The sequence below is a fragment of the Streptomyces sp. NPDC058671 genome (genome assembly GCF_042716475.1).
Lineage (GTDB): Bacteria > Actinomycetota > Actinomycetes > Streptomycetales > Streptomycetaceae > Streptomyces.
Genome location: NZ_JBHXSA010000015.1, coordinates 25,729 through 39,670, shown reverse-complemented (window position 1 = coordinate 39,670; position 13,942 = coordinate 25,729). Strand labels below are relative to the sequence as shown.

10 protein-coding genes are annotated in these 13,942 nt (G+C 71.3%); 5 read left to right on the top strand and 5 right to left on the bottom strand.

Annotation, left to right across the window (positions count from 1 at the left end; translation table 11 throughout):
- Nucleotides 1-3: 3 nt before the first annotated feature.
- Complete coding sequence (locus ACFWV2_RS19760; protein WP_384406288.1) at nt 4-702, bottom strand: HAD family hydrolase; 699 nt, start codon at nt 700-702, stop codon at nt 4-6.
- Between the two features lie 127 nt (nt 703-829).
- Complete coding sequence (metH, locus tag ACFWV2_RS19755) at nt 830-4,360, bottom strand: methionine synthase (RefSeq protein ID WP_384406287.1); 3,531 nt, start codon at nt 4,358-4,360, stop codon at nt 830-832.
- A gap of 242 nt (nt 4,361-4,602) precedes the next feature.
- On the opposite strand from metH, the gene ACFWV2_RS19750 reads away from it, so the two are divergent.
- From ACFWV2_RS19750 to ACFWV2_RS19730, 5 genes are all read left to right on the top strand, one after another.
- Entirely contained in the window at nt 4,603-5,367 is a 765-nt protein-coding gene (locus tag ACFWV2_RS19750; RefSeq protein WP_384406286.1) for an IclR family transcriptional regulator, read from the top strand.
- A gap of 264 nt (nt 5,368-5,631) precedes the next feature.
- Nucleotides 5,632-6,390, top strand: coding sequence for an MIP/aquaporin family protein (locus ACFWV2_RS19745; protein WP_384406285.1), 759 nt, complete (start codon nt 5,632-5,634; stop codon nt 6,388-6,390).
- Nucleotides 6,391-6,425: 35 nt separating this feature from the next.
- Nucleotides 6,426-7,952 carry a glycerol kinase GlpK gene (glpK, locus tag ACFWV2_RS19740; RefSeq protein WP_384406284.1) on the top strand — a complete coding sequence of 509 codons (1,527 nt, stop codon included), beginning with the start codon at nt 6,426-6,428 and terminating at the stop codon, nt 7,950-7,952.
- A 16-nt stretch (nt 7,953-7,968) separates the two neighbouring features.
- Nucleotides 7,969-9,573 (top strand): glycerol-3-phosphate dehydrogenase/oxidase, encoded by a 1,605-nt coding sequence (locus ACFWV2_RS19735; protein WP_360793870.1) that lies wholly within the window; start codon nt 7,969-7,971, stop codon nt 9,571-9,573.
- Between the two features lie 208 nt (nt 9,574-9,781).
- Nucleotides 9,782-10,978 carry a PAC2 family protein gene (locus tag ACFWV2_RS19730; protein WP_384406283.1) on the top strand — a complete coding sequence of 399 codons (1,197 nt, stop codon included), beginning with the start codon at nt 9,782-9,784 and terminating at the stop codon, nt 10,976-10,978.
- Nucleotides 10,979-11,120: 142 nt separating this feature from the next.
- Here ACFWV2_RS19730 and mshC read toward each other — a convergent pair whose 3' ends face one another.
- The 3 genes from mshC to ACFWV2_RS19715 form a co-directional block, all read right to left on the bottom strand.
- On the bottom strand, nt 11,121-12,350 hold the full coding sequence (gene mshC, locus ACFWV2_RS19725) for a cysteine--1-D-myo-inosityl 2-amino-2-deoxy-alpha-D-glucopyranoside ligase (protein WP_384406282.1): 1,230 nt from the start codon (nt 12,348-12,350) through the stop codon (nt 11,121-11,123).
- A 150-nt stretch (nt 12,351-12,500) separates the two neighbouring features.
- Nucleotides 12,501-13,307, bottom strand: a complete 807-nt coding sequence (locus tag ACFWV2_RS19720) for an SCO1664 family protein (RefSeq protein WP_384406281.1) — start codon at nt 13,305-13,307, stop codon at nt 12,501-12,503.
- Nucleotides 13,304-13,894 (bottom strand): DUF3090 domain-containing protein, encoded by a 591-nt coding sequence (locus ACFWV2_RS19715; RefSeq protein ID WP_384406280.1) that lies wholly within the window; start codon nt 13,892-13,894, stop codon nt 13,304-13,306. The genes ACFWV2_RS19720 and ACFWV2_RS19715 overlap by 4 nt, the downstream gene beginning before the upstream one ends.
- Between the last annotated feature and the right edge of the window lie 48 nt (nt 13,895-13,942).

The following is a 13,942-nucleotide window of genomic DNA, read 5'->3' as shown; positions in this document are numbered from 1 at the left end:
AGCTCAGATCCCGGTGATCAGCGTGCGCAGAAAGGGAACGTCGACCTCTTCGAGGGACCGCACGACGACCCGGCCCGGGGAGGGTGCGATCGGTGCCACGGACGGCACCGCGACGACCCGGCACCCCGCCGCCTCCGCGGCCGCCACACCGGTCGCGGTGTCCTCGATGACGGCGCAGAGCGTGGGATCGGCCCCGACCCCCCGGGCTGCCGTCAGATACGGCTCGGGGTGCGGCTTGGTCCTGACGACCTCGTCCCCGGCGACGGTGAGGGCGAAGTGGTCGCGGCCGAGCGAGTCGAGGACACGGTCGATGATCCGCCGGTGCGAGGCGGAGACCAGGGCGGTCGGGATGGAGTGCCGGGCCAGCTCGGCGAGGAGCCGGTCGGCGCCGGGCATGAGCGGCACACCCCGGTCGATGCGCTGCTCGAACTTCTCGTTGAGCAGGACGGTCAGCTCGGCGAGGGTGATGTCGGCGCCGGTCGACTCGATGAGGTAGCCCGCGCTCCGGGTCATCGGGCCGCCGACGACGACGTCCCGCCAGGCCTCGTCGAGCCGGTGCCCGAGGTCGGCGAAGGCCTCCACCTCCGCGTCCCACCAGAAGCCCTCCGTGTCGACGAGGGTCCCGTCCATGTCGAGGAAGACGGCCTGCAGGGCGGAGCTTCCGTTCGTACGGATCAGGGACGCGGGGACCGTACTGGTCATCCGGACACCTCCATGGAGGGACGAGAAGGCCGGCCCCCTCCCCGGTACGGGGAGGATGACCGGCCTGCACTGGACCGACAAGTGTACGTCCCGACCACCGCGGACATACGGATTTACCTCTGGCCGGTCACCTGGCGTTGAAGTACTTCGCCTCGGGGTGATGGATCACGATGGCGTCGGTGGACTGCTCCGGGTGGAGCTGGAACTCCTCCGACAGGTGCACACCGATCCGCTCCGGCCGCAGCAGCTCCGCGATCTTCGCGCGGTCCTCCAGGTCGGGGCAGGCGCCGTAGCCAAGGGAGAACCGCGCACCGCGGTACTTGAGGTCGAACACGTCGTTCAGGAACGTCGCAGCCTGGACGTTCCCGGGGTCCTCGCCCGCGAAGCCCAGCTCGGCGCGGACGCGGGCGTGCCAGTACTCGGCGAGGGCCTCGGCGAGCTGGACGGAGAGGCCGTGCAGCTCCAGGTAGTCGCGGTAGGAGTCGGAGGCGAACAGCTCGGCCGTGGCCTCGCCGATCCTCGAGCCGACGGTGACGACCTGGAGTCCGACGACATCGGTCTCGCCGGACTCCTCCGGGCGGAAGAAGTCCGCGAGACAGAGGCGGCGGCCCCGGCGCTGGCGCGGGAAGCTGAACCGGGTCCGCTCGTTGCCCGCCTCGTCCAGGATGATCAGGTCGTCGCCCTTGGAGACGCAGGGGAAGTAGCCGTGGACGACGGCCGCCTCCAGCAGGTTCTCCGTGTGGAGGCGCTCCAGCCAGCCGCGCAGCCGGGGCCGGCCCTCCGACTCGACGAGCTCCTCGTACGAGGGTCCGTCACCGGCCCTGTTCTGCTTGAGGCCCCACTGGCCCTTGAAGAGGGCGCCCTCGTCGAGCCAGGAGGCGTAGTCCTTCAGCGGGATGCCCTTGACGACCCGGGTGCCCCAGAACGGCGGGGTCGGCACCGGGTTGTCGGTGGCGACGTCGGAGCGGCCGCCGGGCTCGGGCTCGGACACCTGGAGCGCGGGAGTGTCCGTCTTCGCGACCCGGCGCTGCTTGAGCGGCGGGAGTGCGGCGCCGGGGACGCCGCGCTTGACGGCGACGAGGGCGTCCATGAGGCGCAGGCCCTCGAAGGCGTCGCGGGCGTAGCGGACCTCGCCCTGGTAGATCTCGTGGAGGTCCTGTTCGACGTACGCCCTGGTGAGGGCCGCGCCGCCGAGGATGACGGGGTACTTGGCGGCCAGTTCGCGCTGGTTCAGCTCCTGGAGGTTCTCCTTCATGATCACGGTGGACTTCACCAGGAGACCGGACATGCCGATGACGTCGGCCTTGTGCTGTTCGGCGGCTTCGAGGATCGCGGAGACGGGCTGCTTGATGCCGATGTTGACGACGTTGTAGCCGTTGTTGGAGAGGATGATGTCGACGAGGTTCTTGCCGATGTCGTGGACGTCGCCGCGGACGGTGGCGAGGACGATGGTGCCCTTGCCGTCGTCGTCCGTCTTCTCCATGTGCGGTTCCAGATGCGCCACGGCCGTCTTCATGACCTCGGCGGACTGGAGCACGAACGGCAGCTGCATCTGGCCCGAGCCGAACAGCTCGCCCACCGTCTTCATGCCGTCGAGCAGGATCTCGTTGACGATCTCCAGGGCGGGACGCTCGGTGAGGGCCTCGTCGAGGTCCGCCTCCAGGCCGTTCTTCTCGCCGTCGACGATCCGGCGCTTGAGCCGCTCGTCCAGCGGCAGGGCGAGGAGCTCCTCGGTCTTGCCGGCCTTCATCGACTTGGTGTTGACGCCCTCGAAGAGGGCCATCAGCTTCTGCAGCGGGTCGTAGCCCTCGGCGCGGCGGTCGTAGATCAGGTCGAGGGCGGTGGTGACCTGCTCGTCGTCGAAGCGGGCGATCGGCAGGATCTTGCTCGCGTGGACGATCGCCGAGTCCAGGCCGGCCTTCACGCACTCGTCGAGGAAGACCGAGTTGAGGAGGATGCGGGCGGCCGGGTTCAGACCGAAGGAGATGTTGGACAGGCCGAGCGTGGTCTGCACGTCCGGGTGGCGCCGCTTCAGCTCGCGGATCGCCTCGATCGTGGCGATGCCGTCCTTGCGGGACTCCTCCTGACCCGTGCAGATCGTGAAGGTCAGGGTGTCGATGAGGATGTCGGACTCGTGGATGCCCCAGTTGCCGGTCAGGTCGTCGATGAGCCGCTCGGCGATGGCGACCTTGTGCTCGGACGTACGGGCCTGTCCCTCCTCGTCGATGGTGAGGGCGATCAGCGCGGCGCCGTGCTCCTGGGCCAACCGGGTGACCTTGGCGAAGCGGGACTCGGGGCCGTCGCCGTCCTCGTAGTTCACCGAGTTGATCACGGCCCGGCCGCCGAGCTTCTCCAGACCGGCCCGCAGGACCTCCACCTCGGTGGAGTCGAGCACGATGGGCAGGGTGGACGCGGTGGCGAAGCGGCCGGCGAGTTCCGCCATGTCGGCGACGCCGTCGCGGCCGACGTAGTCCACGCACAGGTCGAGCATGTGCGCGCCCTCGCGGATCTGGTCGCGTGCCATCTCGACGCAGTCGTCCCAGCGGGCTTCGAGCATCGCGTCGCGGAACTTCTTCGAGCCGTTGGCGTTGGTCCGCTCGCCGATCGCCATGTACGCCGTGTCCTGCCGGAACGGCACGGTCTGGTAGAGCGAGGCGGCGCCGGGCTCGGGGCGGGGGTCGCGCGCGCCGGGGGTGAGGCCCTGGACCCGCTCGACGACCTGGCGCAGGTGCTCCGGGGTCGTACCGCAGCATCCGCCGATGAGGGAGAGGCCGTACTCGCGGACGAAGGTCTCCTGGGCGTCGGCGAGCTCGGCGGGGCTGAGCGGGTAGTGGGCGCCGTCGGAGGTGAGGACCGGCAGGCCGGCGTTGGGCATGCAGGAGAGCGGGATGCGGGAGTGGCGGGCGAGGTAGCGGAGGTGCTCGCTCATCTCGGCGGGGCCGGTGGCGCAGTTCAGGCCGATCATGTCGATGCCGAGGGGTTCGAGCGCGGTGAGCGCGGCCCCGATCTCGGAGCCGAGGAGCATGGTGCCGGTGGTCTCGACGGTGACGGAGACGATGAGCGGCACGTCGGCGCCGAGGGCGTCGAGGGCGCGGCGGGCGCCGATGACGGAGGACTTGGTCTGGAGCAGGTCCTGGGTGGTCTCGACGAGCAGGGCGTCGGCGCCGCCGGCGAGCAGGCCCTCGGCGTTCTGCTGGTAGGCGTCGCGCAGCAGTGTGTAGGGGGCGTGGCCGAGGGTGGGGAGCTTGGTTCCGGGGCCCATGGAGCCGAGGACCCAGCGCTGGCGGCCGGTGGTGGCGGTGAACTCGTCGGCGACCTCGCGGGCGATCCGGGCGCCTGCCTCGGAGAGCTCGTGGACGCGCTCGGGGATGTCGTACTCCCCCAGGGCCGCGTGGTTGGCGCCGAAGGTGTTGGTCTCGACGCAGTCGACGCCGGCGGAGAAGTACTCCCGGTGGACCGAACGGACGATGTCGGGCCGGGTGATGTTCAGGATCTCGTTGCAGCCTTCGAGGTTCTCGAAGTCCTCGAGGGTGGGGTCCTGTGCCTGGAGCATGGTGCCCATGGCGCCGTCGGCGACGACCACTCGGCTCGCGAGTGCCTCGCGGAGTGCTGCGGCGCGGTTCCGGCTGTCTGCGGAAGGGGTCGGCAACGAGGCCATGGATGAGCTCCCTGGGATGCGACGGCTGTCGGCTTTGCACGCTCGGTGGAGGGTGCACGGGGCCAGCGTAACCGCGCTCGGGCCGGGGTGGACAAGGCGTCCCACGGGCCGGACGGCATCCTGTGTGCGGGGACTCCCGGTCCTGCCACCTCTTGTCCGAAACTGTCATGGGTGACGCGAGGTCGGCATCGACCGATAGTGTTCAGCATTGTCGAACAACGTGAGAGGGAGAAGGCCGGGCGATGGCGAAGAACATCCAGTCGCTTGAACGGGCGGCGGCCATGCTGCGACTGCTCGCCGGCGGCGAGCGCCGACTCGGCCTGTCGGACATCGCGTCCTCGCTCGGACTCGCCAAGGGTACGGCCCACGGCATCCTCCGCACCCTCCAGGCGGAGGGCTTCGTGGAGCAGGACGCGGCCTCGGGCCGCTACCAGCTGGGCGCGGAGCTGCTGCGGCTCGGCAACAGCTACCTGGACGTGCACGAACTGCGGGCGCGGGCCCTGGTCTGGACGGACGACCTGGCGCGGTCCAGCGGCGAGAGCGTGCACCTCGGGGTGCTGCACCTGCGGGGCGTGCTGATCGTCCACCACGTCTTCCGGCCGGACGACAGCCGTCAGGTCCTGGAGGTGGGGGCCATGCAGCCGCTGCACTCCACGGCGCTGGGCAAGGTCCTCTCGGCGTACGACCCGGTGGCGCACAGCGAGGTGCTGGAGGTCGAGCGGGAGGGGTTCACCCCGCGTACGACCACGGAGCCCGCCGCGTTCGAGTCACTCCTCGACCTGACGCGGGCACGGGGCTGGGCGGCGGACGTGGAGGAGACCTGGGAGGGTGTGGCCTCGGTGGCGGCGCCGATCCACGACCGGCGCCGGATGCCGGTGGGAGCGGTGGCGGTCACGGGCGCCGTGGAGCGGATCTGCCCCGCCGGGGAGCTGCGTCCGGAGCTGGTGGCGGCCGTGCGGGACTGCGCCCGCGCGGTGTCCCGGGACCTGGGGGCGCGGCGCTTCTGAGCGTCCCCCGTACGGCCCGGCCCCGCCACGAACCCGCTGGTAACGATCCCGTTATCGGCGGGTTTTTCGCATCCCGGGCTCTTGACGCGCTGTTAACCGGAGGGCAAAACTTCCGTTCACCGGTCGGCAATGCCGAACACTTGACGGCAATAAGCGTTAGAGTGTGGCAGTGCCAAGGGCCGGTAACGCCCTCACACGAGGGCGCGGACCACCGGAGGGACCCGGGGTTCGCCTTCCCCTGGACGAAGGACAAAGGAGTCGCGGGTGTCCAGCTCCGACATCTTCCTCGGCGAGACCATCGGTACCGCCGTTCTCATTCTGCTCGGCGGCGGTGTGTGTGCCGCCGTCACGCTCAAGGGCTCCAAGGCCCGCAACGCGGGCTGGCTCGCGATCACCTTCGGGTGGGGCTTCGCCGTCATGACGGCCGTCTACATGACGGCTTCCCTCTCGGGCGCCCATCTGAACCCCGCCGTCACGGTCGGAATCGCGATCAAGGACGGAGAGTGGGGCGACGTCCCCGTCTACTTCGCCGGCCAGATGCTCGGCGCGATGATCGGTGCGGCACTGGTCTGGGTGGCCTACTACGGCCAGTTCCTGGCCCACCTCACCGACCCGGAGGCCGCCGCGGAGGAGCCGATCGAGGGCCCCGGCCCCGTACTCGGCGTCTTCTCCACCGGCCCCGAGATCCGGAACACCTGGCAGAACCTCGCCACCGAGATCATCGGCACCGTCGTGCTCGTCCTGGCCGTGCTCACCCAGGGCCTCAACGACAGCGGCAAGGGCCTCGGCGTCATAGGCGCCCTGATCACCGCGTTCGTCGTGGTCTCCATCGGCCTCTCGCTCGGTGGCCCGACCGGCTACGCGATCAACCCGGCCCGTGACCTCGGCCCACGCATCGTGCACGCCCTGCTGCCGCTGCCGAACAAGGGCGGCTCCGACTGGAGCTACGCCTGGATCCCGGTCGCGGGACCGCTGATCGGTGGCGCCCTCGCCGCGGGTATCTACACCATCGCGTTCGCCTGAGCCGTCCTTCTCCCAGACCACCCTTGGAGCACACCGTGACCGACGCACACACCTCCGGCCCGTTCATCGCGGCCATCGACCAGGGCACCACCTCCTCCCGCTGCATCGTCTTCGACAGGGACGGCCGGATCGTCTCGGTCGACCAGAAGGAGCACGAGCAGATCTTCCCGAAGCCGGGCTGGGTCGAGCACGACGCCGCCGAGATCTGGACCAACGTCCAGGAGGTCGTCGCCGGCGCCCTGGCGAAGGGCGGCATCGCCGCCACGGACGTCAAGGCCATCGGCATCACCAACCAGCGCGAGACCACCCTGCTCTGGGACAAGAACACCGGTGAGCCCGTCCACAACGCCCTCGTCTGGCAGGACACCCGCACCGACGCGCTCTGCAAGGAGCTCGGCCGCAACGTCGGCCAGGACCGCTTCCGCCGCGAGACCGGCCTGCCGCTGGCGAGCTACTTCGCCGGACCGAAGATCCGCTGGATGCTCGACAACGTCGAGGGCCTGCGCGAACGGGCCGAGGCCGGCGACATCCTCTTCGGCACCATGGACTCGTGGGTCATCTGGAACCTGACCGGCGGCGCCGACGGCGGCGTGCACGTCACCGACGTCACCAACGCCTCGCGCACCATGCTGATGAACCTGCACACGCTGGCCTGGGACGAGAAGATCGCGGAGTCGATGGGGGTCCCCCTCAACGTCCTCCCCGAGATCCGCTCCTCCGCCGAGGTCTACGGCCACGTCAAGGACGGCGTCCTCGCCGGCGTCCCGGTGGCCTCGGCACTCGGTGACCAGCAGGCCGCCCTCTTCGGCCAGACCTGTTTCGCCGAGGGCGAGGCGAAGTCGACGTACGGCACCGGCACCTTCATGCTGATGAACACCGGCGACAAGATCATCAACTCCTACAGCGGCCTGCTGACCACGGTCGGCTACCAGATCGGCGACGAGAAGCCGGTCTACGCCCTGGAGGGCTCGATCGCCGTCACCGGTTCGCTGGTGCAGTGGATGCGCGACCAGATGGGCCTCATCAAGTCCGCCGCCGAGATCGAGACCCTCGCGTCCTCGGTCGAGGACAACGGCGGCGCCTACTTCGTGCCGGCCTTCTCCGGTCTGTTCGCCCCCTACTGGCGCTCCGACGCCCGTGGCGTGATCGCCGGACTCACCCGGTACGTGACCAAGGCGCACATCGCCCGCGCCGTCCTCGAAGCCACCGCCTGGCAGACCCGCGAGATCACCGACGCCATGACGAAGGACTCCGGCGTCGAACTGACCGCGCTCAAGGTCGACGGCGGCATGACCTCCAACAACCTGCTGATGCAGACCCTCTCGGACTTCCTGGACGCGCCCGTCGTGCGCCCGATGGTCGCCGAGACCACCTGCCTCGGCGCGGCCTACGCCGCCGGCCTCGCCGTCGGCTTCTGGCCGGACACCGACGCGCTGCGCGCCAACTGGCGCCGGGCGGCGGAATGGACCCCCCGCATGGACGCCGACCGACGTGACAGCGAGTACAAGAGCTGGCTGAAGGCCGTCGAACGCTCCATGGGCTGGCTCGACGAAGAGAACTGACGAGGAGTCGATCGACATGACCACCCTGCGAAGCGTCCCCGCCCTGGGGACGCACCCGGCATCCGGCTCCCTCCCGAGCCGGGCCGAGACCCGGGACCGGCTTTCCAAGGCGACCTACGACCTCCTGGTGATCGGCGGCGGCATCCTGGGCATCTCCACCGCCTGGCACGCCGCGCAGTCGGGTCTGCGGGTGGCCCTGGTGGACGCCGGCGACTTCGCCGGCGCCACCTCCTCCGCCTCCTCGAAGCTGCTCCACGGCGGTCTGCGCTACCTGCAGACCGGCGCGGTGAAGCTGGTGGCGGAGAACCACTTCGAGCGGCGTGCGGTCTCCCGCCAGGTGGCACCGCACCTCGCCAACCCCCTCACCTTCTACCTGCCCGTCTACAAGGGCGGCCCGCACGGCGCCGCAAAGCTCGGCGCCGGTGTCTTCGCCTACAGCGCCCTCTCGGCGTTCGGTGACGGCGTCGGACACCTGCTCTCCCCCGCCAAGGCGGCGCAGGACGTGCCGGAGCTGCGCACGGACAACCTGAAGGCCGTCGCCGTCTACGGCGACGACCAGATGAACGACGCCCGCATGGCCCTGATGACGGTCCGCGCGGCGGTCGACGCCGGAGCCACCGTCCTCAACCACGCCGAGGTCACCGGACTGCGCTTCACCCGGGGCCGGGTCACCGGTGCCGAGCTCAAGGACCGCACCAGCGGCGACGAGTTCGGCGTCACCGCCCGCCTGGTGCTCAACGCGACCGGCCCCTGGGTCGACCACCTGCGGAAGATGGAGGACCCGAACGCGGCCCCCTCCATCCGCCTCTCCAAGGGCGCGCACCTCGTCCTCAAGCGGACCTCGCCGTGGAAGGCCGCCCTGGCCACCCCGATCGACAAGTACCGCATCACCTTCGCCCTCCCCTGGGAGGACATGCTCCTGCTCGGCACCACCGACGAGGAGTACGAGGGCGATCCCGGCCAGGTGGAGGTCACCGAGAAGGACACCGCCCAGATCCTGGACGAGGCCGCCTTCTCCATCCGCGACCAGCAGCTGTCGCGGGACCTGATCACCTACGCCTTCGCCGGTCTGCGGGTGCTCCCGGGCGGTCCCGGGGACACCTCCAAGGCCAAGCGCGAGACGGTCGTCACCGAGGGCCGCGGCGGCATGCTGTCGGTGGCGGGCGGCAAGTGGACGACCTTCCGCCACATCGGCCGCACGGTGATGAGGAAGCTGGAGCAGCTTCCCGGGCACCCGCTCGGCGAGGACTACGAGTCGGTGTCGACGCTGCCGAAGCGGCTGCCGCTGCCCGGCATAGCCAACCCGAACGCGGTCGCGCACCGGCTGCTCGTCGACGGTCCGGCGCCCGGCCCCCGGATGGCGGCCGACACCGCGAAGCACCTCGCGACGCACTACGGCTCGCTGTCCTTCGACATCGCGCGCATGGCGAACGAGAACCCGGACCTGGCCCGCCGCATCCACCCGGACGCGCCGGAGATCTGGGCGCAGGTCGCCTACGCCCGTGACCACGAGTGGGCCGAGACGGCGGACGACGTGCTGCGCCGCCGTACGACCCTGACCATCCGCGGCCTGGCCACGGACGAGATCCGCGACGGCGTCGAGGCGATGCTGCGGAAGTAACGCGGAGGCGCGCAGGGGCGGTTCCTCGTCGGAGGGGCCGCCCCTGACGCGTGCCCGGGAGGAGCGGGACCGCCGTGTGCGGGGATGCGTTCCTGGGTAGTCGATCAAGGCCGCACGGGTTTTCGGGGACGTCCGGGGGCTGCGGGCGGACCTCGGAGAAGCCTTAAGGTTGGTCCGTACGACAGGAACTTCGAAAAGGAGGCGCTGGGTGATCGAGCTCGAGGGAGTACCCGAGCTGATCGACCCGGTCATGGTGGCCGCGTTCGAGGGCTGGAACGACGCCGGCGACGCCGCCTCCACCGCGGTCGCCCACCTGGACCGGGAATGGAAGGGCGAGGTGTTCGCGGCGCTCGACGCCGAGGACTACTACGACTTCCAGGTCAACCGGCCCACGGTCTTCCTGGAGAACGGCGTACGGAAGATCACCTGGCCCACGACCCGGCTCTCCGTGGTCAGGGTCGGCGGCGACAAGCCCCGTGACCTGGTCCTGGTGCGCGGGATCGAGCCGTCGATGCGCTGGCGCTCCTTCTGCAACGAGCTGCTCGCCTTCGCCCACGAGTTGGGCGTGGAGATGGTCGTGATCCTGGGCGCCCTCCTCGGGGACACCCCGCACACGCGGCCGGTCCCCGTCAGCGGGGTGACCTCCGACCCGGACCTGGCGCGCACGATGGACCTGGAGGAGACCCGGTACGAGGGCCCGACGGGCATCGTGGGGATCCTCCAGGAGGCGTGCACCCACGCGGGCGTGCCGGCGGTGAGCCTGTGGGCGGCGGTGCCGCACTACGTGTCGCAGCCGCCGAACCCGAAGGCGACGCTCGCGCTCCTCAACCGGCTGGAGGACCTGATCGGTCTGCGCATCCCGCTGGGCGAGCTGCCCGAGGACGCGCGGGCCTGGCAGGTGGGCGTGGACCAGCTGGCCGCCGAGGACAGCGAGGTCGCCGAGTACGTACAGACGTTGGAGGAGGCCCGGGACACGGCGGAGCTGCCGGAGGCCTCGGGTGATGCGATCGCCCGCGAGTTCGAGCGGTATCTGCGGCGTCGTGAGCCCGGCAGCGGGCCGGGGCCGGGGCTTGCGACGGAGGGCGGCGACTCCCCGTTCCTGCGGGACGCCGGGGGCGGCCGCACGAAGCCCCCGAAGCCGGAGCAGCCGGGCCCGGAGGCGGTCCCGGGCGCGGAGACGCCTCCGGCGCCGGAAGCGGCAGGTCCGGAAGCTGCGGGCTCGGACGCCGCGGGCTCGGAAGCGGCAGGTCCGGAAGCTGCGGGCTCGGACGCCGCGGGCTCCGCGGCTACCGGCTCGGAGCAGGGCGGGAGCTCCTCGCGCGAGGCCGACGGACGGGAAGGACGCGGTGGGCCCGAGGGGCCCGAGCCGCCCCCCGAGGGCGCGGGCGGCGACGCGGAGAAGTGACCTGTACGGGAGGGGTGGCGCGGCCGCCCCTCCCGTACGGCTGTCCGGCCCGCCCCGCAGGAAGACGAACCGCCCCCCGGACTCCTCGCGAGGGGTCCGGGGGGCGGTCGCGCACGAGCCCGGTCGGGCGCGCGGGATCCTGCTACAGGGCGACGCCCAGGAGGGCGTCGACGGCGCGGGAGACGAGCCCGGGAGCGGAGTCGTCGGTGCCGCCCCCGGCCGTCTGGAGCGCGGCCCAGCGGTCGACCGCGGCGAGCGCGGTGGGGGTGTCGAGATCGTCGGAGAGGGCCTCGCGGAGCTCCTCGACGAGCGCGTCGGCGGACGGGCCGTCCGGGCGGGACACCGCGGCGCGCCAGCGGCCGAGGCGCTCGACGGCGTCCTGGAGGACCTGGTCGGTCCACTCCCAGTCGTCGCGGTAGCGGTGCGAGAGCAGCGCGAGCCGGATGGCGGCGGGGTCGACGCCGTCCCGGCGGAGGGCGGAGACGAAGACCAGGTTGCCCCGGGACTTGGACATCTTCTCGCCGTCGAGGCCGACCATGCCGGCGTGGACATACGCCTTGGCCATGGGGAACTCGCCGGTGAGGGTCTGGGCGTGGGAGGCGCCCATCTCGTGGTGCGGGAAGATCAGGTCGGAGCCGCCGCCCTGCACGTCGAAGCCCATGCCGAGGTGGTCGAGGGCGATGGCGACGCACTCGATGTGCCAGCCGGGCCTGCCGGCGCCGAGGCTGCCGCCGTCCCAGCTCGGCTCGCCCTCGCGGGCGGCCATCCAGAGCATGGGGTCGAGCGGGTTCTTCTTGCCGGGGCGCTCGGGGTCTCCGCCGCGCTCGGCGGAGAGGTGGCGCATCAGCTCGGTGGTGTAGTTCGAGACCTGCCCGAAGTGGGGGTCGGCGTCGACGGAGAAGTAGACGTCGCCGTCGAGCTCGTAGGCGGCGCCGGAGTCCCGGAGGCGCTCGACGAGCGGGACGATGCCGGGTATGGCCTCGACGGCGCCGATGTAGTGCTGCGGGGGCAGCATCCGCAGGGCGGTCATGTCCTCGCGGAAGAGGGCGGTCTCGCGCTCGGCGAGGCCGACCCAGTCGATGCCGTCGCGGATCGCGCGCTCCAGGAGCGGGTCGTCCACGTCCGTGACGTTCTGGACGTAGTGCACCTGCCGCTTGGTGTCGAGCCACACGCGCTGAACGAGGTCGAACGCGTTGTAGGTCGCCGCGTGACCCATATGGGTCGCGTCGTACGGCGTGATGCCGCAGACGTAGATACGGGCGACGGGGCCGGGGGCGAGGGTGACTCGTCCGCCGGTCGCGGTGTCGTGGATCCGGAGGTCGCGGCCCTTGCCGGGAAGGGCGGGGACCTCAGAAGCGGGCCAGGCATGCATGACCCGAGCCTAACCGGACAGGTGTTCCGGATACGAACCGGATCCGGGATCTTGACCGATTAGGCGCTCTTGCGGGTCGGAGACGTGCGTGCATACCCCCCAGGGGTGCGCGCTCCCGTCGGCGGCCATGGCCGAAACCTTTCGCCTTGCTCAGACCGGGGGCCAGGGGATCGCGGGCCACTCCCCCGAGGGCACCGGGTGCCGTCCGGTCGCTCGGAGCGCCTTCACGCGGGCGCGTACCGCCGCGACTTCGGCGCCGGTGAGCAGTTGCGCCAGACGGGCGGCGAGCGGTTCTCCGGGCGCCAGGGAGCGGTCGAGCGCGTCGAGGACCTCGGCCGCCTCGGCGGGCAGCTCCTCGCCGGCCCAGCCCCACAGCAGGGTGCGCAGCTTGTCGTCGACGTGGAAGGTGACCCCGTGGTCGATGCCGTAGAGGCGTCCGTCGGGTGACGGCAGCAGATGGCCGCCCTTGCGGTCGCCGTTGTTGATGACGGCGTCCAGGACCGCGAGCCGGCGCAGCTCGGGGGTGTCGGCGTGGACGAGGAGCGCGGTGCGTTCCTCGTCGAGCTGGGCGGGCCCCACGGCCTTCCAGCCCGCGCCCGCCTCCTCGTCCTCGGTGAGGGCCAGCAGGCGCGCCTCGGGGTCGGCCTCGATCCACAGCTGGACCATGCCTTCGCCGTACGGCCCGTCGCGGAGCACCGTCGGCGGGACGAGGCCCCAGCCGGTGGCCTCGGAGATCTCGTACGCGGCGACCTCGCGCTGGGCGAGGGTGCCGTCGGGGAAGTCCCACAGCGGCCGCTCCCCCGCGACCGGCTTGTAGACGCAGGCGGCCTCCCGGCCGCCGTGGGCGACGGAGCAGTACAGGACGGCGTTGGAGGCCTCGCGGACCTGGCCCCGGACGGTCAGCTCACCGTGGGTGAGCAGCTCGGCGTCCGGCGGCGTCGAGGGGCTGCTGCTCATGCTCCGCGACGGTATCCGTTCTGGCGGGGGCAGACGTGCCCCTCGGGGTCGAGCGGCAGGCTGCACAGCGGGCACGGCGGCCGGCCCGCGTTCACGACGTCCAGGGCCCTCTTGGCGAAGGCCCGCGCCTGTGCGCCGCTGAGGCGGACCCGGAGCATCGGCGGGCCGTTCTCCTCGTCCTGGAGGAGCCGCTCCTCCGCGTCGGCCAGGTCCTCCTCGGAGTCCACGTCGAGCTCGACCAGCGCCTGCGCCTCGACGATCATGCGCTGCTCCTCGCCGTCCCAGGCGAGTGCCATGGTGCCCACGCGGAACTCCTCCTCGACGGGTACGTCGAGGGGGGCGGTGTCGGCGACCTCCGCGGGGGCGACGGCGGGGACGGGCGCGTTGCCCCCGGTGCGGCGCACGACCTCGTCGAGGAGTTCGTCCATGCGCTCGGCGAGGGCGGCAACCTGGGTCTTCTCCAGGGCGACGCTGGTGACACGGCCGCCGGCGGACGCCTGGAGGAAGAACGTACGGCGGCCAGGCAGCCCGACCGTACCGGCCACGAAACGCTCCGGTGGGTCGTAGAGGAACACCTGACGGGACACGTTTCCCGGCTCCCTTGCGTCTCGACAGTCGTACTACAACGGCGCGTC

Bases quoted from the DNA above. Each gene is read 5' to 3' on its own strand.
- ACFWV2_RS19760 (WP_384406288.1), bottom strand. From the start codon at position 702: ATGACCAGTACGGTCCCCGCGTCCCTGATCCGTACGAACGGAAGCTCC.
- metH (WP_384406287.1), bottom strand. From the start codon at position 4,360: ATGGCCTCGTTGCCGACCCCTTCCGCAGACAGCCGGAACCGCGCCGCA.
- ACFWV2_RS19750 (WP_384406286.1), top strand. From the start codon at position 4,603: ATGGCGAAGAACATCCAGTCGCTTGAACGGGCGGCGGCCATGCTGCGA.
- ACFWV2_RS19735 (WP_360793870.1), top strand. From the start codon at position 7,969: ATGACCACCCTGCGAAGCGTCCCCGCCCTGGGGACGCACCCGGCATCC.
- mshC (WP_384406282.1), bottom strand. From the start codon at position 12,350: ATGCATGCCTGGCCCGCTTCTGAGGTCCCCGCCCTTCCCGGCAAGGGC.
- ACFWV2_RS19720 (WP_384406281.1), bottom strand. From the start codon at position 13,307: ATGAGCAGCAGCCCCTCGACGCCGCCGGACGCCGAGCTGCTCACCCAC.